The organism is Rhizobium sp. FG113, assembly GCF_057809895.1.
In genome coordinates this window covers 1228956-1254830 of record NZ_JBMDKV010000001.1, presented here as the reverse complement: position 1 = coordinate 1254830, position 25875 = coordinate 1228956, and the positions used below count along the sequence as shown (strand labels likewise).

The 25875-nt window shown below is 61.3% G+C and carries 21 protein-coding genes; 9 read left to right on the top strand and 12 right to left on the bottom strand.

All coding sequences use genetic code 11. The features are described from left to right. Window positions 1-17 precede the first annotated feature (17 nt). The 6 genes from ACODTZ_RS05545 to ACODTZ_RS05520 form a co-directional block, all read right to left on the bottom strand. Window positions 18-3164: an efflux RND transporter permease subunit gene (locus ACODTZ_RS05545; protein ID WP_489024346.1), complete on the bottom strand. Its 3147-nt coding sequence runs from the start codon at window positions 3162-3164 to the stop codon at window positions 18-20. Continuing rightward, window positions 3161-4198 carry an efflux RND transporter periplasmic adaptor subunit gene (locus ACODTZ_RS05540; protein WP_489024345.1) on the bottom strand — a complete coding sequence of 346 codons (1038 nt, stop codon included), beginning with the start codon at window positions 4196-4198 and terminating at the stop codon, window positions 3161-3163. Before ACODTZ_RS05540 ends, ACODTZ_RS05545 begins: the two co-directional genes overlap by 4 nt. A 380-nt stretch (window positions 4199-4578) precedes the next feature. Further along, the gene (locus ACODTZ_RS05535) at window positions 4579-5628 is read right to left on the bottom strand and encodes a helix-turn-helix domain-containing protein (protein WP_489024343.1); all 1050 of its coding nucleotides are present in this window, start codon (window positions 5626-5628) and stop codon (window positions 4579-4581) included. Window positions 5629-6006: 378 nt separating this feature from the next. Next, on the bottom strand, window positions 6007-7068 hold the full coding sequence (locus ACODTZ_RS05530) for a helix-turn-helix domain-containing protein (protein ID WP_489024342.1): 1062 nt from the start codon (window positions 7066-7068) through the stop codon (window positions 6007-6009). A gap of 264 nt (window positions 7069-7332) precedes the next feature. Then, window positions 7333-8775 carry a metal-dependent hydrolase family protein gene (locus tag ACODTZ_RS05525; protein WP_489024340.1) on the bottom strand — a complete coding sequence of 481 codons (1443 nt, stop codon included), beginning with the start codon at window positions 8773-8775 and terminating at the stop codon, window positions 7333-7335. Window positions 8776-8883: 108 nt separating this feature from the next. Beyond that, window positions 8884-10713 carry an SLC13 family permease gene (locus ACODTZ_RS05520; RefSeq protein ID WP_489024339.1) on the bottom strand — a complete coding sequence of 610 codons (1830 nt, stop codon included), beginning with the start codon at window positions 10711-10713 and terminating at the stop codon, window positions 8884-8886. Between the two features lie 500 nt (window positions 10714-11213). On the opposite strand from ACODTZ_RS05520, the gene ACODTZ_RS05515 reads away from it, so the two are divergent. From ACODTZ_RS05515 to ACODTZ_RS05500, 4 genes are all read left to right on the top strand, one after another. Continuing rightward, on the top strand, window positions 11214-12155 hold the full coding sequence (locus ACODTZ_RS05515) for an alpha/beta hydrolase (protein ID WP_489024337.1): 942 nt from the start codon (window positions 11214-11216) through the stop codon (window positions 12153-12155). A 140-nt stretch (window positions 12156-12295) separates the two neighbouring features. After that, window positions 12296-12817, top strand: a complete 522-nt coding sequence (locus ACODTZ_RS05510) for a DUF1269 domain-containing protein (protein WP_489024335.1) — start codon at window positions 12296-12298, stop codon at window positions 12815-12817. A gap of 57 nt (window positions 12818-12874) precedes the next feature. Continuing rightward, on the top strand, window positions 12875-14689 hold the full coding sequence (locus ACODTZ_RS05505; protein WP_489024333.1) for an SLC13 family permease: 1815 nt from the start codon (window positions 12875-12877) through the stop codon (window positions 14687-14689). Window positions 14690-14839: 150 nt separating this feature from the next. Continuing rightward, window positions 14840-15877 carry an AI-2E family transporter gene (locus ACODTZ_RS05500; protein ID WP_489024331.1) on the top strand — a complete coding sequence of 346 codons (1038 nt, stop codon included), beginning with the start codon at window positions 14840-14842 and terminating at the stop codon, window positions 15875-15877. A 19-nt stretch (window positions 15878-15896) separates the two neighbouring features. Here ACODTZ_RS05500 and ACODTZ_RS05495 read toward each other — a convergent pair whose 3' ends face one another. From ACODTZ_RS05495 to ACODTZ_RS05485, 3 genes are all read right to left on the bottom strand, one after another. Beyond that, window positions 15897-16202, bottom strand: a complete 306-nt coding sequence (locus ACODTZ_RS05495; protein ID WP_489024329.1) for a hypothetical protein — start codon at window positions 16200-16202, stop codon at window positions 15897-15899. A gap of 307 nt (window positions 16203-16509) precedes the next feature. Then, entirely contained in the window at window positions 16510-17481 is a 972-nt protein-coding gene (locus ACODTZ_RS05490) for a DMT family transporter (RefSeq protein ID WP_489024328.1), read from the bottom strand. A gap of 124 nt (window positions 17482-17605) precedes the next feature. Further along, on the bottom strand, window positions 17606-18808 hold the full coding sequence (locus ACODTZ_RS05485; RefSeq protein ID WP_489024327.1) for an MFS transporter: 1203 nt from the start codon (window positions 18806-18808) through the stop codon (window positions 17606-17608). Window positions 18809-18915: 107 nt separating this feature from the next. Here ACODTZ_RS05485 and ACODTZ_RS05480 point away from each other — a divergent pair, with 107 nt between their 5' ends. The 4 genes from ACODTZ_RS05480 to ACODTZ_RS05465 all read left to right on the top strand — a co-directional run bounded on the left by ACODTZ_RS05480 (window position 18916) and on the right by ACODTZ_RS05465 (window position 22270). After that, window positions 18916-19854: an AraC family transcriptional regulator gene (locus ACODTZ_RS05480; protein ID WP_489024325.1), complete on the top strand. Its 939-nt coding sequence runs from the start codon at window positions 18916-18918 to the stop codon at window positions 19852-19854. A gap of 251 nt (window positions 19855-20105) precedes the next feature. Further along, window positions 20106-20567, top strand: coding sequence for a nuclear transport factor 2 family protein (locus ACODTZ_RS05475; protein WP_489024323.1), 462 nt, complete (start codon window positions 20106-20108; stop codon window positions 20565-20567). 61 nt (window positions 20568-20628) lie between these two features. Then, window positions 20629-21210: a TetR/AcrR family transcriptional regulator gene (locus ACODTZ_RS05470; protein ID WP_489024322.1), complete on the top strand. Its 582-nt coding sequence runs from the start codon at window positions 20629-20631 to the stop codon at window positions 21208-21210. A 301-nt stretch (window positions 21211-21511) separates the two neighbouring features. Further along, complete coding sequence (locus ACODTZ_RS05465) at window positions 21512-22270, top strand: alpha/beta fold hydrolase (protein ID WP_489024805.1); 759 nt, start codon at window positions 21512-21514, stop codon at window positions 22268-22270. A gap of 224 nt (window positions 22271-22494) precedes the next feature. On the opposite strand, the gene ACODTZ_RS05460 is transcribed toward ACODTZ_RS05465, so the two are convergent. From ACODTZ_RS05460 to ACODTZ_RS05450, 3 genes are read right to left on the bottom strand one after another with little or no spacing between them, the layout of a single operon-like run. Then, window positions 22495-23079: an HD domain-containing protein gene (locus ACODTZ_RS05460; protein WP_489024321.1), complete on the bottom strand. Its 585-nt coding sequence runs from the start codon at window positions 23077-23079 to the stop codon at window positions 22495-22497. Beyond that, a complete protein-coding gene (locus tag ACODTZ_RS05455; protein ID WP_489024319.1) occupies window positions 23073-23795 on the bottom strand; it encodes an SDR family NAD(P)-dependent oxidoreductase in 723 nt (240 codons plus the stop codon). Before ACODTZ_RS05455 ends, ACODTZ_RS05460 begins: the two co-directional genes overlap by 7 nt. Window positions 23796-23829: 34 nt before the next feature. After that, complete coding sequence (locus ACODTZ_RS05450; RefSeq protein WP_489024317.1) at window positions 23830-24816, bottom strand: GntR family transcriptional regulator; 987 nt, start codon at window positions 24814-24816, stop codon at window positions 23830-23832. Between ACODTZ_RS05450 and ACODTZ_RS05445 the strand changes: the two genes are divergently transcribed. Next, complete coding sequence (locus ACODTZ_RS05445; RefSeq protein WP_489024316.1) at window positions 24809-25783, top strand: nucleoside hydrolase; 975 nt, start codon at window positions 24809-24811, stop codon at window positions 25781-25783. The genes ACODTZ_RS05450 and ACODTZ_RS05445 overlap by 8 nt on opposite strands. Window positions 25784-25875: the final 92 nt, after the last annotated feature.

Below are 25875 nucleotides of genomic sequence, written 5' to 3'. Positions count from 1 at the left end.
AGGACCGGCGAAAGTATCTATTCGGCGGCAACGTTGGTGACGGGATCGGGTTCGACACCGAAGAGCCGTTGCTTGAGTGTTTCGCGAAGGCTCTGAACGACCAGGTAGAGAACCGGGATCACGACAAGCCCGAGAACCGTGCCGAGAAGGAGGCCACCAAGAACGGTGGCGCCGATTGCCTGGCGGCTTCCCGCTCCGGCGCCTGTTGCGACCACCAGCGGCACGACACCCAAGATCGAGGCAAGCGCGGTCATCAACACGGGCCTGAAGCGCTGCGACGTGGCTTCGGCGGCTGCGTCCAACGTGCTCATTCCCTCCTCGCGCCGTTCCTTGGCGAATTCGACGATCAGGATCGCATTCTTGGCCGCGAGGCCGATCAGCAACAGCATGCCGATCTGCGCGTAGATATTGAGATCGATCCCGCCGATGACGAGTGCGCCCAGCGCGCCGACCACGGCGACAGCGACCGACAGCATGACGGCAACGGGCACGCTCCAGCTTTCATATTGCGCGACGAGGAAGAGATAGGTGAAGACGATGCCGGCGATCAGGATGATCACGGTCTCGTTGCCCGATTGTTGTTCCTGAAGCGCGAGCCCGGTCCACTCGAAACCGAAGCCGTCAGGCATGGTTTCATTGGCGAGGTTGCCCATGATGGCAAGCGCTTGGCCGGAACTGGTGCCGGCCGCGGCCTGACCGTTGATGGAGGCAGATGAAAACAGGTTGTAGCGGTTGACCGAGCTCGGCCCATAGATCGTCTGAATAGAGATCATGCTCTGCAGCGGAACGAGCTCGCCGGACTGGCTGCGCACGCGCAAGCGCTGGATGTCGTCGATGCGCTGGCGATAGCTGGGTTCATCCTGCAGCCGCACCTGATACACTCTCGAGAAAATGTTGAAATCGTCGACATAGGCCGATCCGAGATGCGCCTGCAATGTGCTGAAGATAGCTGCCGGCGAGACGCCGTAGAGGTCGGCCCGTTTCCGGTCGATATCGAGATAGACCTGCGGCACGTCGGCGGAGAAGGTGCTGAACACGCCGGCAAGGCCGGGCGTTCGGTTTGCCTGGATGATGAGATCGCGCATGACCTCGGCGAGCGCCTGCTGGCTCTGACCGGCGCGCGCCTGAAGGCGGAAGTCGAAGCCGCCCGTCGTGCCGAGGCCGGGTATCGCTGGCGGATTGAAGGGCACGATCGATGCCGTTGATATGGCTGCCAGCTGCGGGCGCAGCTTGGCGATGAGCGCGAAGGCGCTCTGGTCGGCGGGGCGCTCGCTCCATGGTTCCAACGCGGAGATGATCATGCCGCTGTTGGAGCCGCCGCCGCCCACCATGCTGACGCCGGCGATGCCGATCGTATTGGCGATCCCGGGCGTCTGCTGCAGGAGAGCGCTGACTTGCGCGATCGTCTGTTGCGTCCTCTCAAGCGATGCGGCGTTCGGAAGCTGCACGTTCATGAACAGGTAGCCTTGGTCTTCGGCCGGCACGAAGCCGGTGGGGAGAACGCGGTAGAAGCCGTAGATGCCGCCGATGACGGCGACGAAGAGCACGCCTGCCAGCACGAGGCGCCGGGCAAACATCGTGAACATGCTGAGGTAGAAGCGACGGGAGGCCTCCAGGCCGTTGTTCATCCGGCCAAAGATGCCGGTCTTGCGTTCAGGTGCCGGCCTCAAAATGAGGACGCAGAGCGCCGGGCTCAGCGTTAGCGCGTTGATGGTCGAAAAGACCACGGTCACGAGGATCGTCACGGCAAATTGGCGGTAGAGTTCGCCGGTGATTCCGGCCAGGAACGCCACCGGGACGAAGAGTGCTGCGAGAACAAGCGTGGTCGCGACGATCGGTCCGGTGACCTGCTGCATGGTGGCGAGTGTCGCGGCTCGTATATCCATTGCCTTTTCGCTCATCAGTCGCTGGGCGTTTTCCACGACGATGATGGCGTCATCAACCACGAGGCTGATCGCCAGAATGACGGCAAAGAGCGTGATCGTGTTCGCCGAATAGCCGAGAACGTAGAGCACGGCGAAGCCGCCGATCAGGGACACCGGGATTGTCAGCGTCGGGATGACGGTGGCGCGCCAGTCCTGCAGGAACGCATAGACGACGGCCACGACAAGCACGAAGGTGATGGCGAGCGTTACGAAAATTTCGCGGATGGTCTCGCGCACGAAAGAGGTCGTGTCGAAGACGAGCGTGTAGGCGACGTCATCGGGGAACTGCTTTGAAAGTCGCTCGACTTCGCCAAGCACGGCGTTCGATACGGCAAGCGCGTTGGCGTCGGATGCCTGATAGACGACCACAGTCGCGCTGGGGCGGCCGTTCAGCGTCGAGGCCGTGTCGTAGGACTGGGCGCCGAGCTCCACGCGGGCGACATCGCGTAGCCGGACAACGCCCCCATCGCGATTGCTGCGAACGATGATATCTCCGAACTCGGCGGCATCCGCAAGCCGTCCGCGCGCCGTCACCGTGAGCTGCAGCTGCTGCCCGGTCATCGCCGGAGGCGAGCCGATCTGCCCGGCAGAGGCCTGGGCATTCTGCGCCCGGATGACGGTCATGAGATCGGCGGCCGTGACGCCCAGCGCCTCCATGCGGTCAGGCATCATCCAGATGCGCATGCTGTAGGTCGGCCCGAACACGGCGGCTTCGCCGACGCCGGGAAGGCGGGAGATGGAGTCTCGAATGTTGATCGTCGCATAGTTGCTGATGAAAACTTCGTCGCGCGTGCCTTTCGGCGAATAGAGCGCTAGGCCGAGCAGCATGCTGGACGAACGGCTGCGCACCGTTACGCCCGCCTGCGTGACGGCGGCCGGCAAACGCGGAGTCGCCAGCGCAAGACGGTTCTGGACGTTGACCTGGGCAATCGCGGGGTCTGTTCCCGCTTCAAAGGTTACGGTCAGGCTGTAGGTGCCGTTGTCGGTGCTTGAAGAAGACATGTACATCATGCCCTCGACGCCATTCACCTGCTCTTCGATCGGTGCGCCGACGCTGTCAGTCATCACCTGCGCGTTGGCGCCTGGGTAGCTGGCCGTGACCTGCACTTCCGGCGGCGTGATCTGCGGGAACTGCGCGACCGGGATCTGCAGGAGTGCCACCGTGCCGGCGATGAGCATGACGACCGCGATTACCATCGCGAAGCGCGGGCGGCCGATGAAGGGAGCGGAAATGTTCATTTCGCCACCGCCGGCTGGGACGTGCTCTTGTCCTCGACGATCTCGACCGCGGATCCCGCGGCCACATTCTGAAGCCCCTCGATGATGACGTTTTCACCGCCTTTCAGTCCGTCCTCGACGATCCAGCTTCCTTCCCGCTGCTCGGAGACGCTGATCCTGCGCTCCTCGGCCTTCTTGTCAGCTGTGACCAGCATGACGTACTTGCCCTCGCGGTCCTGCTGCACGGCCCCCAGCGGAACCGTTGGGCGTTCCTTTCGCGCGGTTTCGGAGACGACGACAGTGACGAACTGGCCGGGGATCAGCAGGAAATCGCTGTTTGGAAAGACCGAGCGGACGGCCAGCGTTCCGGTGCCTTCATCCACCTCGTTTCCGAGGAAGGCGATGGGTGCGTTCTGCGGATAGATCTGTCCGTTGGATAGCCTCAGACGCGTCTGGTAGCGCTGGGCCAGCTCATCCTTGCTGACATTGCCGGCGGCTTCCCGCAGATCCAGCAATGAGCGGTCGCTGACTGAAAAGACCACCCTGACAGGATCCATCTGAACGACGCGCGCCAATGCGGGCGAGGCGGTGGTGATGAAGCTGCCCGGGGAGAATGCGGCGGTTCCGATCCGGCCCTTCAGGGGCGCCACGATGCGGCTGTAGCTGAGATTGAGCTCGGCCTGCTTTACGGCTGCTTCCGCGGATTGCAGGTTTGCCGCGGCGGTGTCTCGCGCGGTTTCGCTCTGTTCGATCGTTGCGCGCGCAACGGTCTGGTTGAGGGACTGGTTGCGTACCATCTGGCGCTCGGCGTCGAGCAGTGTCGCCTTGGCGCGGGCAAGGTTGGCATTGGCGTCGGCGAGTGCGATCTCAAGCGCCCGGCTGTCGATCTTGAAGAGCTCCTGGCCCTCGTCGACCACGGCGCCTTCCTCGAACAGCCGCTGATCGACGAAGCCGTCAATCCGGGAACGGATGTCGACGGCATTCAGCGCTTCCACGCGCCCGACGAATTCGTGCTTCGGTGAAACGTCCTCAACTGCAACGGTGATTGTCGCCACTTTCGGCACATCCTGAGCCTGTGCCGTTATTGCATGCGAGGCTGCGATGAACGAGGCGAGAAAGACACCAGAAAATCTGCCAGGAATTCCCATCCGTCACACTCCTGAAAGCGTCAATGGCCATGGCCGAAGCGGTGGATGGAACGCGAGTTCAGACCTTCCGCTTCGACGGCAGCGCTCGAAGCTTATTTCTGCAGGGCATGGCCCGGAAAGCGGAAAATGCCGTTTAAACAGTGGTTTCACGCTCATTGTCGCAGAAATGGATACTGTGCACGACGCTGGGATAAACTGCACAGCAACGAGCAAGTAGCCACGTTGTCACGAACGCGAATGACGCCGCGAGTGGTCCGGCGGGCTTAGGAAGATGTTTCCGGGAGCGGTTAAGAGCGGTTCGCTATATCGCCGCTCGCCAGCAGAGAGCTCCAAGGCGGGCCGCCGGCGAAATGGGCGGCGGAAAGTCTCGGCGCCTCGTTGATCCGCAGCCATCCCGTCTCGCGGGCTTCCTTCGGCGTCATCCCGAACTCGCGCCGGAAGGTTCGGCTGTATGTCGATGGGTCCATGAAGCCCCATTCCTCGGCAATCAGCGAGATGGAGCGCCTGTCCTTGTCATCGGAAAGGATGTCCCTGGTGCGCAGCAGGCGCTGGCGGCGGATGTAGTTGGAGATGCCACCGCTTGGCTCGAAAATCCGATAGAGCCGGGACCGTGAGATATTCAGATCGCGGCACAGCTTGTCCGGCGATAGATCGCGCTTTGCGAGTTGCGCGGCAATGAGCTTCTTGGCACGCGCCATGATCACGCCGTTGATCGGTCCTTCGGCTTCGACAAGGTGATCGCGCGATGGCGCAAGGCAGGCGGCGAGCAATGTGGTCGTCGCGACCGCGATATGTTCGGCATCGCGCTCCATCCTGTTGGGGAGCGAGCGGTGCAGCAGCTGTAGGTAGTCCACGATCAGCGCTGCCATCTCGGGGCGAATGGCGAGGTCAAAGGGCTGCGAGAACGCGAAATCGCGGGGAAGCAGCAGCGCAAGCGCGCCGTCATCCTCGCCTTCCGCCTCGTAGGGGGCGGCAAGGCAATGCCAGTGCAACTGGCCGGGGATGCTCGGACCGCCATTTTCCGAGACCGTCAGCGGGACGCTAAGGATCCAATGATCGAAAACGGGATCCTTCTTGTTGGTCCAACGGCGGCGATAACCGGTGCCCCGGTAATCCAGGGACATCAGCGCAAGGCTTCCGAGCTGCCAGACCTGCTGATGCGCATTGAAGGAATTGAACTTTTCACGCAGCAGCGTGACATCGCCGAGGTTGGCATTCCAGGATCGGTAGAGATCAAACTGTTCGGCGGGCGGCGCGGCGGAAGTGTCGATGTCGACGACGCATGTGAGGGGAGCTTGGCCCTCGTCCTTGCCGGCAATGTTGCTGTCGTGCTGCATGATCCATCCTGCTGTTGAGCATCTATGTCTGACAGAAGGTTGGTTGCCCGGAGGGGAGGATGTCGCGCGTGTTTACAGGCACGGTGTGGAGGATCGCCAATGCGCTTCCGGCTTTCATAAGCATTACTCCTTGTTCGATGGCGATCACGAAGCGTCGGCTCATCAGCAACAAGGCGCTGGCCGAGAGGAACGGGAAAGCACGTTGGTCGAACTTAGAAAGCAGAGTTGAGGCAGGACATTAGTAGTTGCAATTGCATGTCGATATCACGCAACTCTATTCATATGTTCGGGTTTGAATATATGCATTCCATCCCAATCCTGTGCAGAGTGTCCATTTTTGACCTCCCAAGCGGAAGGAACGAAATCTCGCCAAAATTGTCAGTTGCCCATCGACATGCCGAGTGAATTGCTGATGAGCAGCGTGTTCAATGTGGGATTGCTGCCACCTGCCTGATCCATCTTGAGCGAGCCCGGATGCAGCATTCCCTGCCAGCCCAGCGCCCGCACTTCCTTCGGCGACAGTCCGAATTCGCGCTTGAACATGCGGCTGTAGGTCGATGGATCGGTAAAGCCCATATTCTCCGCGATCTGCGCGATCGAGTGCACATTGGCGCTATCGGCCAGCGCGCGGCGCGTCTCAAGCAGTCGTTTTCGGCGGATATAGTTGGAGATTCCGCCCGCCGGTTCGAAAATCCGGTAGAGGCGCGAGCGCGATACGCCAACACTCTTGCACAGATACTCCGGGCTCAGGCCCGGGTCGGCAAGCTTGGCATCGATCGCCCTTATGGCGCGGGTCGTTATCACGGCATCTATGGGAGCCTGTGCCTGCGCCAGCTTGTCGTGAGACGGCGCGAGCACGGCTGCGAGCATGTGTATGGTCGCTTCGGCGACCCTTGCAACGTTGCTTCGGCGCAGATGAGTGAGATTGTGATGCAGCAGGGTCAGATAGTCTGCGAGGAATTGGGCGTCTTCGTCCGCGATCTCGGGGTCGAGGGAGGCATCGACCGTGTTGTACGGCAAAAAAAGCGCGATCAGCCGCCCCTCGCTTTCGCAGGCATGCGGGGCCGTGAGGTTCGTTATGCCAAGCTTTCGTCGGGAGGTGCTATCGGCGGTGCTCGATGCGTCGCTGTTTTTGACGCTGACGACCCAATTGTCGACGGCCGGCTTCTTCTTGTGCTCCCAGCGCAGGAGATGATCGGGAGACGCGTCGATGACGGCAAAGGCGATATCGCCGAGTTGCCAGATTTTCTCCGTCGCCTCAAACCTATTCGTCTCGCCGCTCTTCAGGCCTACATCGAGGATGGACGAATGCCAGTTTCGGAAAACCTCGAACCGCTCCGGCGCGCGAGCGCGAGCGGTATCACATTCAATGGCGCATCTCAGTGGTTCGTCCGCGAAAGCGGCAGCGGATGTCGACCCCAATTCTACCCGTGCATTCATGATGTCGCTCCTTGAACACAAGACTAAGCAAGCATGAAGTGACCAGTATCGACGCAGGCGGTGGTGCATCCGGAGGGAAGCTGATTTGCACCATGACGGCAATGTTGACTGTGTGCAGAAGGTAAACCTAAAGCGAAGATCACTAATACAATTCTTGCTATGTAAAAGAAAGACGCAAAGCGCGTCCATTTTCCCGGTTAACGTGTTTCCGGATGTGGGAGGAGCTGGGATCTGGCTTGCCCCGCTCGTGAAAGGTCCGCTGTGTTAAAGAGTGTTCTTGTGCAGCCGCCCATCCTTTATGATCGCCAGGAAATTCTTCTGCGGATTTTCGACCAGGGCCAGATCTTCCGTCGGGTTGCCATCAACGACCACCAGGTCCGCCAGAGCGCCTTTCTCGATAACGCCGAGCTTGCCTGGATAAGGGTTGCGCATGTTGGAGAGTTCGAGCAACTGCGCATTGCCCGATGTCGCCATCTGAAGCACTTCGGCGTTCTTGTACCAGTTGCTCAGATGGGTCAGCATGATGTTCTGCCGCGGCCCGAGCTCAGGAGAAAAGAGCACGTCCGATCCCCAGGCGGTGTTGATGCCGTGCTTGCGCGCATATTGGTAGAGCGTCGGGGTTCCCAAAAAGATCTGCTTGGCGCGCTCAACGCCTGGTCCGCTCTGAGAGGCCGCGTCCGCCATCGTCAGGAAGGGCTGGGTGCTGAGCCAGACACCCTTCTCGGCCATCATGATCGCTGTTTCTTCGTCGATCAGATGAGCATGCTCGATGCACGTCACGCCGGCCCTTAGCGCGCGTTGAACGGCGCGGGTGGTGTAGGCGTGGAGGGCGACATAGGTGTTCCAGTCCGCAGCAACGCCGGCCGCGGCGCGCAGTTCATCCTCGCTGAAGGTGATCATATCAAGCGGGCTGCGCGGCGATGAAACACCGCCGCTGCCGACGATTTTCACTTGTGATGCGCCCTGCAGAAGCTGCTCGCGTACCCGAAGCTGCAACTCGGCTACACCGTCGACGATCGCAGCGCCTCCAAAGAGTTCACCGCTGCTTAGCTTGTTTCCGTCCCTCGGAATCTCGGTGGGAAGACGCAGGTCGCCATGCCCGCCTGAGGTGGTGATCATGGCGCCGGACGGATAGATCCGCGGCCCGGGAATAAGGCCGGCGTCGATCGCTTGCTTGAACGAGAACACGGGGCCACCAAGATCGCGCACCGTGGTGAAACCGCGCATCAGCGTGCGCTCGGCTTCGGCGGTCGATGCGGCGAAGACGATACCGGGGTCTCCGCCGAGGAGCAGGTTCAGCGGCACCGCCGCGAAAATCGTGTGCCAGTGCGCGTCGATGAGGCCCGGCATGATGACGCCGTTGCGGCAGTCCAGAACCGTCGCGCCGTCAGGCGGCGGCGCACGGGAGCGATCGACATCGGCAATCTGGTTGTCGCTGATCAGCACCTGGACATTATCGACGACAGTGCCGGCCGTGCTGTCGAAAAGCCGGGCGTTGCTCAAGAGGGTCGTGTTCGGTTTGGCTGCAGTTTGCGCGAGACCTTGCGCGGGCAGGGCGCCAACGAGGGCGGTTGCCGCCAATCCCGATAGGAGATCGCGTCGTGAGAAGGCTTCCAGCCGACGCGAGGCCCGTTGCAGGTCCGGATGCGAGCAGCCGCAGCCCGCGTCGTGAATAAGGTGGCGATACTTTTCTCCCATCCGCAGCATGGGTTTTCCTCCCTGATTTCTTTGCGTTGCGGCCTATCTGCGTGGCCGCGATTTGATCTGTAGTGACGCCCTTGAGGGCGCAGAAAACACGATGGCAGCGCCCTCGACCTAGAAAGGCCAGATGAGCGGGACGATGAAGACGGCAACGACGAAAAACCAAGCGAGCAGCGGCAAGCCGAGCTTCCAGTATTCGCCAAAAGTGTAGCCGCCTGGACCCATAACCAAGGCGTTCGCCGGCGCCGCGATCGGCGTCAGGAACGCTGCCGCTGCCGCGACGGCGGTGCTCATCAGGACGGGACGTGGGGAGATGCCCATGCCGGCCGCCGCCGCAACGCCGATCGGGATCGCGATCAAGGCGGTCGCCATATTGCTGATGAATTGTCCGAGCACCGCGGTCAGCAGAAACAGGCCGGCGAGAAGCATGGTCGGACTACTTTGCCCGACGATATAGAGCAGATGATCGGCGGCGAGTTGCGCGGCGCCGGTTTCCGTTATCGCGGTACCAAGTGGCTTCATCGCCGCGACGAGCACCACCGTCGACCAGCCGATCGCATTATAGGACTGCTCCGCTGTCAGGATTCCCGACAGAAGGATCGCTCCTGCTGCCAGCAAGCCTGCCACCGCTGGCGGCACCAGGCCGGTCGCCAGAAGAAGGATCATCGCAGCCGAGATCGCGGCGGTACGCTTCGCTTCGCCGCCCATCGGCGCAGCTTGCCTGCGAACAAGATCAGGGGAGCCGACGGTCAGCACGTCCGGGTCGCTGAGGCGCGTGTCCAGCGCCTTCCAGGTTCCCTGCAGCAGCATCGTGTCGCCAGCACCGAGCACGACCGCGCCCGTTTGGTTGTTTGTCTCGATATCGTCGATCGGAGTGCCGGCTTTCTGGACGGCGAGGACGATCAGATCGCCGCTCCCGGTCACCATGCCCGGGAAAACGCTTTGCCCAATCAGGCCGGATCGCGGTGGGATCGCCACTTCGGCCAGCCCCGATTTGTGGGTGAAGAGAATGTCGTCGGCGCCTGCCGTCTGCTCGCGAAAGGACAGGTGCGTCTCCGCCGCGAACTTCGCGACGATATCGGCATCGCCGCGCAGGAGAACATGGTCGCCTTCGGCGATGTGCGGCCTGCTGATCGGCCGCGCCGTGTCGCCCTCGTGCACTGCTACCAGCTGCATTCCCTCGTTGCGCGCGACCTCGATTGCCGATGGCGTCTTGCCGACATAGTGGCAAGAGCCGCGAATGCGGAGTCGGTGGACGTCATTGCCCAATCCATATTGCTCGACCAGCGTGCGGGCGTGCCGGCTGAAATCCGCGGGGATGGCTGCGCCGTTTCGTTGCGGCAAAAGGCGCTGGCCAAGCAGCATGATGATCGCCATGCTGCCGAAGAGCAGCGGAAGCCCAACCAGCGCGAATTCGAAGAAGCCAAAGCCAGCGAAACCCGCGTCGATGGCGGCGTCGGAGATAAGGACATTCACCGGCGTACCGGTCAGCGCCAGCATGGAGCCGGCATGCGCCGCGAAGGCAAGCGGCATGAGAAGTTGCGAGGACCTGCGGCCAAGGCGCACCGCGATGACGATGACAACGGGTAGCAGCGCCACGACGGCGCCGGTCGTCCCGACAAACATTGCCAGGATCGCCACGAGGCTCATCATCAAAACCAGAAAGCGGGTGCGGCTTTTTTCGCCAGCGGCGCGGATCAGGTGCTTGCCGATCCAGGCGGTCACGCCGGTAATCTCGAGCGCCGAGCTGACAACGAAGAGTGTCGCGATGAAGATGACGACTGGATCGCCGAAGCCCGCAAGTGCCTGATCGAGACTGAGGATGCCTGAGGCCCAGAGGGACAAGCACACCAGCATTGCGACAACCGCGACAGGCAGCCTGTTCCACACGAAGAGAACGATCGCTGCAGCGACGATAATCGCAACGAGGGCTACCGGACTCAATTCCACTATCCCTTTGAGAAGACCCGATCTTGAGGTGATTTCAAAGGCAATGATGGCCGATCAGAGCATATGAAATCGTCCCACAGGATGAGCCGGGGGATACTAGATGTCATGAGCCGGGCGTCCCGAAGCTACGCTGTGCGTCCCGGAGTATTCCTAGCCTGATCGATTTCAGGCTGGAGCTATTGACCCCGTGCGAAGCCTGGAAGCAGGTGAACGTGATAGGGCTTGGAGAGCGTTTCTGCTATGGTAACCGTGTGTGTTGGCGAAAGGGTCTCGTATCGCCGCCCCGACGTGCCGAGATAACGATGCGCTGGCGGCGGCTGTTCATTGTTTTGGTTCTCAATGCATGCCTGCTGGCATGCGCCGGTCCGCAGGCGGGGCTTTTAAACCTAACCCGCCCTGCAAAAGACGCCGATCAGATCACGCTCATCGCAGCGACGACGCGGGCACCGGTCGAGGACCCGGCGGTACTCTATGGCGGTGAACGGGGCGCATCCGTGTCGTACACTCGGATCAGGATTGCAGTTCCGCCGAACCGAAAGGCCGGCACGCTTGAACTTCCGCGCCGTTCTCCCGGCGATCCCGAGCGGACCTTCGCCGCGACATCGGTAATCCCGATCAAGCGTGAAGATGTCGCCGCCGCGTTTCGTGCTCCAGGCGCCCACAAACGGCGCGCCTTCGTCTTCGTCCATGGTTACAGCACGACGTTCGATCGCGCGGTTTTTCGCTTTGCGCAACTCGTGCACGATTCCGATGCGGATGCTGTCCCGATCCTGTTTTCATGGCCGTCGCGCGGGCGGTTTCTCGATTACAAGCGCGACCTTGATAACGCATCCTACTCGCGATCGGATCTGGCAAACCTGCTTGAGGCAGCGATCGATAGCCAATCGATCAACGAGGTGGTGGTGCTCGCCCATTCCATGGGCGCCTGGCTCACGGTTGAAGCGATCAGGCAGGTCGCTCTGCGCCGTGGCGGCGTGCCGAGCAAAGTCTCTAGCCTCATTCTCGCTTCCCCGGATCTGGATGTCGGCGTCTTTCGCCGGCAGGTGGAGGATATGGGGCCGAAGCGCCCCAGGATCACGATCTTCGTTGCGCGCAACGATTTGGCGCTTCGGTTGTCGCGGTTCATTGCGCGCGGAGACGCTCGTCTTGGCGGCATCGACCCTTCACAGGAAGACTACCGCCAGGCCCTCTCGGATTTGCAGGGCGTCACGGTGCTGGATTTGAGCGCATTGAGTTCGGGCGATCGGGTCAATCACGCGCTATTCGCGACCAGCCCCGAGGCCGTTCGACTGATCGGCGATCGGCTGGTGCAGGGGCAGCAAATCTCGGACGCTGATGTTGCGAGGCCCACGACGGCGGTCGATGCTATCGGCGCCGCCGCGACCTTTGCGGTTGCCGCGCCGATACTGATCTTTGACATGGCGACCAGCCAATGAGACGTCCAGACAGAAAATGGGACGACCGGCGCAATATTGGGATTCGCCGCGCATCATTATTGCCGCGGCAATTGCTAGCGTAGGTGCGGGGCGTGCGTGGGTATCGCCGACGGTCGACTTTTCATCAAAAGGGTGCGGACATGAGCGATCTGATTTTCATCGGGTTCCCAACGGAAGCAAAGGCCGAAGAGGTGCGACAGAAGGTGCTGTCGCTGCAGCAGGAATATCTCATCGAGCTGGAAGACGCCGTCGTCGTCGTGAAGAACGAGAAGGCGCAGATCAAGCTCAATCAGATGGTCAATCTCACTGCACGCGGTGCTGCCTCAGGCGCCCTGTGGGGAACGGTGATCGGGGCGATCTTCCTGATGCCTCTGGTCGGCACGGCGCTAGGCGCTGCCTCCGGTGCGCTTGCGGGCCAACTCAGCGATGTCGGCATCAACGACGAATTCATGAAGAAGGCCGCGTCGGCTTTGCAGCCGGGTACGGCTGGGCTCTTCCTGCTCGTGCGCAAAATGACTGCTGACAAGGTGCTGGCCGATCTCAAGGGCATTGGCGGCGAGCTTCTGCAGACGTCCTTCGACGAGACCAGGGAAGCCGAATTGCGTGAAGCGCTGTCCGCGGCGCAGGCAGAAGCAAAGACGGCGCCAGCGGCGACCTCGTAACGCAGCCATGCATGGGAGGCTTCATCGATACCAGGGCGCTAGGCGGGGAGGTCCTGCTTGACCCCGATCCAGACGACCTGCATCATCATCCTAGCGACCATTGTTCTCTTTGCATGGAACAGGCTGCCCGTAATCGCCGTCGCCTTCGCGGCGGCGCTTACGCTATGGGCTGCGGGGCTCGTCACGCTGGATCAGGCATTGGCCGGCTTCGGCGATCGCGCCGTCCTCTTCGTCGCCAGCCTCTTCATCGTCAGCGCAGCGCTCGAGAGAACCGGCGTTACCGCGTGGTGCGGACAAGCGCTCATCACGCTCGCCGGCCAGAACAACCGCAGCCGGCTTCTGCTCGTTCTCATGATTGCTGTCGGCTGCCTGACGTCGCTTCTGAGCGGCAGCGGGGCAGTGGCGGCTCTGATACCCGTCGCGGTGTTCGCGGCGGTCAGGTTAAACCAGTCGCCCGCGCAACTGTTGATGCCATTGGCCTTCTCCGCCCATGCCGGGGCGAACCTTTTGTTGACGGGCGCTCCCAAGAATTTTCTCGTCTCGGAGGCGCTTGAAGATGCCGGGCTTGATGGCTTCGGCTTCACCGAGTTCGCCCTCGTCGGCGTTCCGCTTCTCGCGGGAACCGTCTTTGTTGTCCTGGTGCTGGGCAAGTATCTGCTTCCCCAGCAGACGAATGCACTGCTGCCCGCCGATTTTAGCGGCCACGCCCAGACGCTGGTCGAACATTATGGCCTTGAAGACGGGCTTTTCCGGCTCCGCGTTCGCCGGGACTCACCTCTCGTTGGGCTGCGCACTGACAAGATCGATCTGGGTGCCGCGAGCGACATACAGGTGATGGCCGTCCAGGTTACCGCATCCGGCCTTCCGGTTCGGGACAGGGCCATGATTGCCGATGACTACCTGCTCGTGCGCGGCACCGCCCAGGCTGTCGCCGAGGTTGCCGCGCGGCTCCATCTTGCCGTTCGCGAGGATACACCTGTGGTCGGCGGCAGCACCGCATTCAATCGCAGGTCCGGCCTGGCCGAGGTGATGATCCCGCCGCGATCCAAGCTGATCGGGCAGTCGATGTTTCCGGGCCTCGCCACCGAGAGCGGCGATCTCGTCGTCCTGGCGGTGCATCGCGGCGGCGCGGAAATTGACTATGCCAGGCCTGAGCTCAAGGCCGGCGACACGATCCTCCTCGAAGGAAGCTGGGAAGCGCTCGATCTGCGCCTGGATGATCCCGATGTGCTCGTGGTCGATTCTCCCGATCTCGTTCGCCGCCACGCTGTGCCTATGGGTCCGGGCGCCAAGGTCGCCGTGGCGACACTGATCGGGCTTGTCGTCATGTTGGCATCGAACATCGTGCCACCCGCCGTCGCGGGCATTTTATGCGCCTGCGTGCTTGTTGCTTCCGGCGCGATAACGGTGGAGCAATCCTATCGCGCGGTGCACTGGACGACGGTCATCCTGATCGGCGCGATGATGCCGATCTCAACGGCGATGATACAATCCGGCACGGCAAAGTTCGTCGCCGACGAACTGGTCTCCGCGCTCGGCTCGGCCGGACCGAGCGCTCTGGTCGCGGGTCTCTTCGTGCTCACGGCCGTGTTGGGGCAGGTCATGAGCAACACGGCGACGACGATGTTGGTCATTCCGATCGCAATGGCGGCTGCGGCGGCGATGCATATCCAGCCGCATCCGGTGCTGATGAGCCTCTGCATCGCCGGATCGGCATCCTTCATGACGCCGATCGCGACGACGACAAACATGATGGTGATGGGCGCGGGCGGCTATCGGTTCGGCGACTATTGGAAACTCGGTACGCCCCTGATGGCATGGTTCTTCATCGTGGCCGTCTTCCTGGTTCCGCGGATATGGCCGTTCACCTAGGTGTCGGCAGGACGGCGGGCAGCTGCGAGCAATCCATCATCACGCAGATTAGAGACGTCAGGCATGCTTTTGGGACAGGCAACCGATTGCCCGCCCAATCATATTTGTGAGGATGGTTGCTCGAAGGCAATCGGAGGGGATGTCGACTGGATGAATAGCCGAGCGGTTATCACTCTCCTGGCGATCCTTGCTGCGATAGCGGTCTTGTGCGTTCTCCGGATGGCTGCCAGCGTCTTCGCTCCCGTTGCCGGCGCGCTTTTCATCATCGGTCTCGTCTGGCCGCTTCAGCAGAGCCTGCAGCGGGCTCTCCCCAAGCTGTTGGCGCTTGCGGTGGTGGTCGCCGTGATCGTCTGCGTCTTCATCGCTCTTGCCTCCATATCCGCCTGGGGCTTCGGCCGCATCGGCCGCTCTGTCGTCAGCGATGCTGCTCGCTTCCAGCTGCTCTATGGCGATCTCGTTCAGTGGCTCGACGGGCACGGCATCGTCATCGCCGGCGTCTGGGCGGACTATTTCAACTTCAGTTCGCTGCTCCGCGTACTGCAGGGCGCGACCGCCCGCTTGAACACGATGATCTCCTTCTGGATCGTCGTGGTCGTTTATGTGCTCCTGGGGTTGCTCGATACAGAGGCCGTCGCGCGCAATATTCGAAAGGCACTGAGTGAAGAGAAGGCGGACGCAATCATCGGCGGCGCGCTGCAGACGGCAGCCAAGCTGCGGCGCTATATGGCCGTACGGACCGTCATGAGCCTTGCCACCGGCACGCTCGTCTGGGTGCTTTCCGCGCTCTTCGGGCTACGCTTCGCCGCCGAATGGGGCGTCATCGCCTTTACGTTGAACTACATCCCGTTCATGGGGCCCTTCGTGGCAACGTTGCTGCCAAGCGCTTACGCCCTGGCGCAATTCGGATCGCCGGAGGCCGCCATCCTCATCTTCGCCGGGCTCAATATCATACAATTCGTCATCGGGAGTTATATCGAACCGCGTGTTGCCGGTTACGCGCTCGCGATGTCGCCGTTCCTGGTGTTGTTTTCGGTGTTTTCCTGGTCGTTCGTCTGGGGCGTGTTCGGCGCCTTCATCGGCGTCCCGATCACGATCGCGATCCTCACCTTCTGCGCACGCTTTTCCTCGACACGCTGGGTGGCGGAAATCCTCGGCGCGCCCAGCGAACCCGATGGCAGGCTCCGATGAAGCTCAGGCTGATGGACGCCTATCGGCGAAGCCTGGTCATGCGGATCACGCGGCCTGTGTGGGCGCTCAAGGCAATCTCGAAATCGCTGCTGCCGCGTCTTGCGTGGTAGATGAATGTTCGGCCCCTGCAATCGACGCGGCGCACATTGCGGAAACCGCGGTTCTGAAGGAGTTGCTGCCCTTGCCTGCAGCTGATCGCGCGACCGAAGTTGAGATCGGAACCAACTTGAATGTTGACCGTCACGGCGTAGGCCGGCGCTGGTGGCGACGCCGTCAGCGCCATCAAGGAAGCCAATGCAAACGCAGTCCATATGTTCAGGCGCATCTTGCCTCTCCATCAATGAAAAGCTCCGCGAGATATTTGCCGCGTTGACGTCTTGTCAATGAGCGGCCACGGCCCGCCCCCACATTAGGGACGCGGCGCCCATCCCTTGGACGATCTACGCAGAAGGAATGTGTTTTTGCTTGGCTTCGCGGCCACGCGTCCGTGGCGTTGGCATGGGAGATTCATATGATCGCGAAGAACGGTCCTTGTGAGCGCGTTTGCGGGCTGGATCGAGGCGTCGTCTCTCGCGCGGGAAGAGGATCACGCAGAGCTCAGACCTGAGGGTTTTGCGCCCATTGCGCGCTCCTCAGGCTTTCGCCGTCACCGCTCTGGTCGGAGGCTTCAGCAGGATGATGAGAAGCAATCCGGCGACGATGAGTGCCGCCCCTTCGAGATGATAGCGTTGCAATTGTTCGCCGAGGATGAGGTAGGCGAGCACGGCGATAAAGATCGTCTGGATGTAAAGCAGCACGCCCGCCCGCGCCGCGCCCAGGGCTTCGATACTGCGATTGAAGAGATAATACATGATCGCGCCGCCGGGGATCGCGACATAGCCGAGCGCGATGAGGCCGCTGGCGTTCAGCGTCGAGCGTTCGTCGGAGGCGAGCTCATACAGGTAGAAGGGCAGCGCCGTCAGCGCGGCGGCGCCCAGTAGCAGCACCAGTAGCGCAAGGCGGTTCACATCGAATTTCGCCCTGCGAAGCAGGACCGTGTAGAGGCTGAAACAGAAGGCGCCGGCGACGATCCACAATTCCCCAGGATTGAAGTCGAGACGCAAAAGTGCGGCCGGGCTGCCCTTGATGATGATGACCACGATGCCCGCAAAGGCGAGGATCGATCCGATCACCTGAAAGCGTCCCATCGGCTCGGCCAGAATGAAGCGGGCAAGGATCATGGTGATGATCGGGATCAGGGCGATGATGATGCCGGCGGTCGTTGCGTCGGCATGTTCGAGGCCGACGAAAATCAGGCCCTGGCAGATCGCAAGGCCGATGCCGCCGATGATGAGCAGTTCGAGACCTCGCGCCCGCACGAGCGCGATCATGGCGCGGAAATGCCGGTAGACGATCGGCATCAGGATCGCCCAGGCGATCAACACGCGCCAGAAGCAAAGTGCCCAGGGGGGCATCTCGGGAGAGACCCATTTGGCGGCGATATAGACGCCTGATGATAGCAGCCAGCAGAAGATGCCCACGGAATAGGCGGCCGCAAGCGAACCGCCCGCCCCCTTTTCCGTCCCGACCGTGCCGCGATGGACTGCCAAGACATGTATCGCCATGGGGCAACTATGCCACAATTCCCGTGCGCTGCACAGATGAAGGAAATGCTTGCTTGGGTGGTTGTCTAAGAACCTAAAGCCCCGCGCGGTTCGTCGCCGTGCGGGGCCTAGGCATCCGGCATTATCAGCCCGCGGCGACCACCCTGCGGCGGCTGGCGACGCCGATCAGCGTGGCGCCGAGCAGGGCCGCGACGCCGGCGAAGGCAAAGACGCCCGCCGCGCCATGGACGTCCACGATCAGTCCTCCAAGCACGGCGCCGCTCGATATCGCGACCTGAAACGTCGTCAGCATGAGAGCGCCTGCGCTCTCGGCCTCGTCGGCGGCGGCCTCGGTGATGAAGCTCTGCACGCTGACCGGCAATGCGCCGAAGGCAAAGCCCCACAGGGCTGTGGCTATGGCGGCCAGCGCCGGCGCTTCACCGGCGAAAGCAAGCAGGAAGGCGGTGACGGCAATGCCTGAGGCGGCAAGCGTAATCGCAAGAGTCGTGTTGCGCTCGGCGATCAGGCCGCCGGCGATGTTGCCGATGAAGCCGCCGATGCCGAAGGCGAGAAGGATGCCGGAAATCGCCTCGACGCCGAAATGCGGTACCGTTTCAAGAAACGGGCGGATGAAGGTGAAGCCTGCGAAATGACCGGCGACGACGAAGAGAATGGTGACGAGGCCAAGGCGGATGGCCGGACGGCGCAAGACTTGGGCCATCGTGCCGAGGCCGCCCGAACTTGTCGGCGGCATGGCCGGAAGCGTGAACGCCTGGACGAGGAATGCGACGACGCCAAGCACGGAGGCGATCCAGAAGGCCGCGCGCCAGCCGAACGCCTCGCCGACCCAGGCGCCGACAGGTGCGGCACAGACGGTTGCGGCCGACACGCCCGTCATCACGATCGCCATGGCGCGCGGCATCAGGCGTTCCGGCACCAGGCGCATGGCAAGCGCCAGCGACATCGCCCAGAAGCCGCCCAGCCCGACGCCGAGCAGCGCGCGCGACAGCAGCAAGGTCACCAGCCCGTTTGCCGTGGCGGCGATCAGGCTCGAGATGATGAGCAGGCTTGTGAGCGCGAGCAGCGTGTAACGGCGATCGAAGCGGGCTGTGCCAAGCACGATGCCCGGCCCCGCCAGCGCGCCGACCACGGCGGTGGCGGTCACCGATTGACCGGCCGCGCCGAGGCTGACGCCAAGGTCATGCGACATCGGCGTCAGAAGGCTCGCGGGTAGAAATTCCGCCGTCACGAGCCCAAATACACCAAGCGACAGCGAAACTACGCCTGCCCATGCGGCAGGTGTCTCGCCCTTCACGGCTGGATGGTTGATCTCCGAGTGAATGTTCATATGCATCTCCGTAAATTCTGCCGCGACGCTACGCCTTAGCGTCTGGCGTTTCCATGCTGGAAAAGCTATAAAGCATAACAATTCGTCCAAACCTGTCGGAGGCCATGATGACCGATCCATTGACCGAGATGCTGCGCGGGCTGCGGCTCGATGGCGTCGAATATGGTCGCTGCCAGCCGTCGGCGCCCTGGGCCACGGCCTATCCGGCTCAGGCGGAAGCGCGATTTCACTTCCTGGCGGCGGGCAGCGCCTATCTGCAGGCACCCGATGGCGAGTGGATGGAGATGCGCCCCGGCGACGCCGTGCTCTTACCGCGCGGCGACGCGCATGTGATCGCGAGCGAGCCGGGCATTTCGCCGACGCCGGTCGACTGCCTGCCGCGCAAGCCGCTCTGCGATGGCATCGTCGACCTGCAATGTCCATGCACCGACAGCAACAACCTAATCTTTTTCGCGGTCATGCGCTTCAATATGGACAAGCGTCATCCGCTCCTCAACCTGATGCCCGATGTGATGCGCACCAGCGATCTTGCCAAGAGCGAGCCGACGATACCGCCGCTTCTCGACGCCATGATGCGCGAGGTCGAGATGAACCGGGTGGGCGCCGGCGGCATCCTCTCGCGCCTTGCCGACGTGCTGACGGCGACGATCATCCGCACATGGGTGGAGCATGGCTGCGGCGACGCGAGCGGCTGGCTTGCCGCCGTGCGCAACCCGGAGGTCGGGCGCGTGCTGGCCGCGATCCACCTCGATCCCGCGCACGACTGGAGCGTGAACGAACTGGCGCGCCACATGGGCGCATCGCGCTCCGGCTTCGCCCAGCGCTTCGTCAGCGTCGTCGGCGAGACGCCGGCGCGTTACGTGGCGCGAATGCGCATGCACCAGGCCCATGAATGGCTGCGCGAGGGGCAGCGAGTGGCAACTGTCGCCGAACGACTCGGTTACGATTCCGAGGCGTCCTTCAGTCGCGCGTTCAAGCGCGTGATCGGTGCTTCCCCGAGCCATTTTCGCGAGAAGCGGAAAGATTACGGCGCCGCTGTTCGGTGACGATACGTTGTAGAAGATGCACTGCATCCGAAAATCTCCTGCATCGTGCCGACAACGGTGGCGGAAAAGATCGCCGATGCTCTGAAGGCAAGCGCGCGTAGTCAGTTTGGTGCTGCCGGCTCAACCATCATCGATTCTATCTCGCGGCGATCGGATCGATAACCGCTGCTGCGAGTCCCGCCCCTCTTGCCAATTTTGTACTGATCGGTACAATGAAAACCGATGGGTACAAATTCATCTAGGAGATTGCCGTGTCTGGTCTGATGCCCCCCTTCACACTCGAAACCGCCACCCAAAAAGTCCGTATGGCGGAAGACGGATGGAATAGCCGTAATCCCGAAAAGGTGTCGCTCGTCTATACGCCCGACAGCCAATGGCGAAACCGCGCTGAGTTCGTCAACGGCCGGGCTGAGATCGTGGCTTTCCTTACCCGTAAATGGGCAAGGGAGCTGGACTACAGGCTGATCAAGGAGATCTGGGCACATGACGGCAATCGGATCGCCGTGCGGTTTGCTTACGAGTGGCATGACGACAGCGGCAGCTGGTTTCGGTCGTATGGAAACGAAAACTGGGAGTTCAATGCGGAGGGATTGATGCAACGTCGATTTGCCTGCATCAACGACATGCCAATCAGCGAGACGGAGCGGAAATTTCACTGGGCTCTCGGCCGTCGCCCAGACGATCATCCAGGTCTCTCCGATCTCGGCCTTTAAGGTCAAAACCCCTGTCCTGATGGAGTTCTGACCTTAATCTTCAGGAAGAAAGTTCGATCTGTTGAAGACACTATACGAGCGTGCGGATGTGGTGCCGTTGCTTGCGGAAATTTTCCGCGAGCTTGGTTATGAGGGAGCCACGCTCACACGCATCACCGCGCGCACCGGCATTGGCAAGGGCAGCCTCTACCATTTCTTTCCGGGTGGGAAGGAGGAGATGGCGGCAGCGGTATTGGAGGAGGTCGACAGCTGGTTCGAACGTGAAGTCTACGCGCCGCTGCGCGAGGACGATGCGTCGGCCGCGATCACCGCCATGTGGCGCAATACAGAGGCCTATTTCCACTCGGGAGGCCGGGTGTGCCTCGTCGGCGCCTTCGCGCTGGACGAAACAAGGTCACGCTACGCCGGCGCGATTACCGCCTACTTCGTTCGCTGGATCGACGCTCTGGCGGGCGCGCTTGTGCGAGCTGGCGCAGGACGCGTCGAGGCCGTCATGATGGCGGAAGAGGTGGTCTCGGGAATACAGGGGGCGCTGGTACTGTCACGCGCACTCGACGACAAAGGTGTCTTCAAACGCCTCCTCGACAATGCGCGGCATCGCGTTGAAGCATGCGTGTCGCAAGCGGCGGCTTTGCGAACCTGACCATGTCAACGAGAAGCGGGGCGTCTGTTTCGCCTGAGTTTCTACAGGCCTAGCGCTCGCCGCTTCGGCGGCCTTGTCGCCGCGCGGTCACCCATCGGTTCGTCATGTGATGCTGTGCCGGAAGCCTCACCTTTCCCGGCGACATATCTGACGGGCCAAGAGAGCCTGCCGATCACAAGCGTGTGACGACTGTAACGTATCCGCCTTGCGAGCCGAATTGCCTCATGTGTCCGCCGTCGCGTGCGGCGACACATCCCTTCAACGGGTTTTTTTGGCATACGTACAAACGAAAGGCATGATCTTGAAACGCTTACTTTCCATCCTCGCCGCTGTTGGCAGTTGCACCCTTGCTGTCGCACAGGTTCAGGCAGCAGAGCCCGTCAAGAATGTCGTGCTGGTTCACGGTGCCTATGCCGACGGATCCGGCTGGCGCGGTGTTGCGGAGATTCTTCAGCGGGACGGTTACAAGGTTACCGTGGTGCAAGAGCCTGAGACGTCGCTTAGCGATGATGTGGCGGCGACGACGCGGGCTATCAGCCAGGCCGGCGGTCCCGTTGTGCTTGTCGGCCACAGCTATGGCGGCATTGTCATAACGCAGGCCGGAAGCGCTCCGCAGGTCAAGGGGCTGGTTTATGTCGCCGCTCTCGCGCCCGACGCGAATGAGAAGATCGGTGAGACGCGCAGCAAGTTTCCGCCCGCAACGAACAATGTGGTGAAGAGCGCTGATGGCTTTCTGACGCTCAATCCCGCGACGTTCCACGACGATTTCGCGGCCGATCTGCCGGAAGCGGATGCAGCCTTCATGGCCATCTCGCAGGTCCCGATCAACGAGAAGGCAATTGCTGCAACGGTCACCGAAGCCGCGTGGCGTTCAAAGCCGAGCTGGTACGCAGTTGCAACGGAAGATCACAAGATCAACCCCGATTTCGAACGGTTCATGGCCAAACGAGCCGGCAGCACCACAGTCGAAATAAAGGGTAGCCATGCGGTCTATGTATCGCAGCCGCAGGCTGTCGCCGAGTTGATCGAGAAAGCTGCAGCCAGCGTCGCTCAGGATTAACGATTGGCCGGAAAATCCGGCTTGTTCAATCTGAGATGTGCTGAAAAGTTGGGAGGCGCGCGATACTGGCGTTCGGCGGACTGTCGGTCGCAAACGAAAATCGTGCGTCTCCGCATCGTCCAGGAAGTCCATTCTTGGGCTCAACAATATCGCTGCCGCAAGTGAACCGTGCTGCGGCGCCCAATCACATCGCATTCGGGCTGAGGTGGGGCGGCAGTTTCGGCTCAGGCCACCGGTGGCTGACGTCCGGCGAAGTGAAGCCGCACCATTTGTTCAATGATAGGCCATACATCAGGGAAGGCCGTCGATATCGCGGGTCCGTACCGCTCCATGACAGTCTGCTCGCCGACGCTGTTCTCTGCCCACGTTCCTCCCTCGTTGACGAGGTTAAGGAGAAGGGGTTGTAGTCGATCCAGCCCCCGGGCAAAAACGGCTTCAGCACTATTGCCGGTTTCGAACTCATCCCACAATGCAAGGCAATCCGCGGCATCGCCAGGCGGCAAAAGACCGAAGATGCGCTTTGCCGCTGCTTTCTCGGCTTCCATCTCGTCTTGCCTGTTGCTGGAATGAAGCGGCGTATCGCCTGCATCGATCTCCACCAGGTCGTGGATGAGCAGAATCGTTAGCGTCTTCAGCAAATCGATCGGCCGGTCCTTGCCGAGTATGAGAGCGAAGAGTGCCAGATGCCAGGAGTGTTCGGCCGAGTTTTCGCGCCGTTGACCGCCTGCCACCTTGGATTGACGATCGACCAGCTTCAGCCGGTCGACCTCAAGGAGAAAGGCAAGGCGTTGGTTGAGATCGTCTACCACATAACGTCTCCGCCATTTGGCGAAATGCTTTGACCGACGAAGAAGCCGGCGAGGTCTGAAGCAAGATACACGTAGGCTGACGCAACCTCTTCCGGCTCCCCCGCGCGTCCAATCGGCAGGGCGGCAAGCTTCGCGTTGACAAATTCTTTCCCTCCGACCCAGAGCATCGCCGTGTTGGTCATGCCGGGGCAGACGCAATTCACGGTGATGCCTGATCCCGCTACCTCCTGCGCCACGCTTGCGGTGAGAGCGGTCACCGCGGCCTTTGACGCACAATAGGCGCCATGACTGCCGACCGGTTTGTGAGCGAGCTGCGAAGAGGTGTTGATGATCCGACCGTAGCCGCGTTCCAGCATATGCGGGATGACATGCTTCATGCCGTAGGCGACGCCCTTCACGTTGACGTCAAAGATTGCTGACCAGACGTCCCAGTCCTGCTGGTGGATCGGGGCACCCGCGCTGGTGATGCCGGCATTATTGACGAGGATGTCGATGTGCCCAAAGCTCTCCAGGGTCCGCAGTATGGTTCCAGCCACCGACATCTCGTCGGTTACGTCGACCTCCAGTGCTACGGCCCGGACTGACAGGGCCTCGAGTTCGGCCAGGAGGGACGCCTTGTCATCCTCCTTGCCAAGGTCAGCGAAGGCGACGTTGGCGCCCGCCTGCGCAAATGCAATGCATACTGCCCGGCCAATGCCGACAGCGCCACCGATCACCAGTGCGTTCCGGCCCCTTAATGTCATGATGCGTTCATCCCCTAACGGTTGCTGGCTTCTTGGGAGCGGCCGAAGCGGCGGACTTGGAATATTTGACCAACACGCTTTCAAGGCTCGGCTTTTCTTCCGGTTTCTCGTCCTGGAGAAGGTCGTGCTCGATGTCATCGAGGTGCCGCTCCATCTTGCTCATGGCGGCAGCGGTGTCGCGTGCGGTCAGGAGCTGAACCAAATTGCGGTGGTCGTGCGCCTTGCAGCACGCCGTAACGTCGCTGTAGGTCGCGATGACCAGGGCGGAACGGCATATGAGGTTGCGCAGGTACACGGCAAGGACGCCGTTGTCGGCGAGCTCGCTTAGCAGGACATGAAACTGCCCCGAAAGCCTCAGAGCCTCGCGGTGGTCATTTCGATGATAAGCGGCATCCTCTGCATCGACATGCGACTTCAGTTCAGCGACATCCTTGTCCGTGGCGATCTCGACCAGCCGCCTGATGATGTACGGCTCGATTGCCTTGCGTGCTGCGATGATGTCCCTTGCCTCCTTGAGGTCGGGGACAACCACGAAACATCCCTTGTAGGGCTGGACGTCGACGAGGCGGTCTTGCTGCAATCGCTGGATCGCAACCCGGACGATCGTCCGGCTTACGCCGTAATGGGTGCAGAAGACCTCTTCGGGGAGTTTCGTGCCGGGATCGAGTGCCCTGTCCAGGATTGCGTTGACGACGGTATCGTAAATTTCGTCCGGCACGCGATCGATGGAGTTCGCCGCCTCTGGCGCCTCGGCGGCGGACGGTCCGGTTTGTAGCTTCTTTGCCATGAAATCACCCCTGGTCTCGATACTGTTTGATATATCTGACGATTGAGCAGCGCTCAACAGAAATTCAACTTGGCGATAAAGTTTGATACGAAAATATAAAATATCGTATTGACTAAGAAAATAATCCGTCCTCCTATTGTCGTGCAAAGCCCGCATTTCCAATCCGGGCTCGTCATCGAAAATCTGCGGAGGCAAATGAATGCGCAAGAAACTCATCCTCGATGTTGATACCGGAACCGACGATGCAGTCGCCATCATGCTGGCAGGGCTGCATCCTGATCTCGATCTGGTCGCCGTGTCGGTCGTCAATGGGAATGTCCCTGTCGAGAACTGCACGGACAACACACTGCGGACGCTGGACTGGATCGGCCGCAGCGATGTCCCGGTCTACGAAGGTCTCAGCCATCCGATCGTGCGCGACGATTTCCCGACGCCGCGGGCAACAAAGCGTGATCCGAAAGTCCATATGGCGGTGCTGCCGCTGCCGCCGGCAACCTCGACTAAGAAGGCCTTGTCAGCGCCCATTTTCTTGAGCCAGGCATTTGCCGAGCAGCCGGGGATGATCACCCTGGTCGCCGTCGGTCCGCTGTCCAATCTGGCTGCAGCCATCGCAATCGATCCGAAATTCCCGGAAAACTGCGCCGAACTGATCATTATGGGCGGTGCCGTCAATAAGTCTAACATCACGCCTTCCGCCGAATTTAATATTTGGGCCGATCCGGAAGCGGCCGCGCAGGTATTTCGGGCGCCGTTCCGCAAAATCACACTCGTGCCGCTTGATGCAACGCATGAGGCGCTGGTCTCGAGAGAGCAGTGCGAGATACTGCGGGCCCTGGGCAGCCCTGCCTCCAAAGCTTCGGCCGATATCATCGAGCACCGGATCAATGGCTATGAGGAAACCCAGCCGACCGGCACGCCGCGGACGGCGCCGGTGCATGATGCCGTTTGCGTAGCCGCGCTCGTCGATCGCGATATCATCGAAACAAAGCATGTGAACGTCGTTATCGAAACGCTCGGTGAATACACGATTGGCCGGACCGTCGTGGATCACGAGAAACGCACCACGAGAGCTCCAAATTGCCATGTTGCGTTCCATGCCAAGCGCGAACCGTTCATCGCGATGCTGTCGGAAGTATTTGCGCCCGTTGCGCCTGACCGGGCGAAGGTCGGCTAGCTGTCGTCTCAATTTTCGTATTGACAAATAAATACGAAGAAAACTATGATCGTATCAACTCGCAGGACGACTTCAATAAACGACAACGGAAC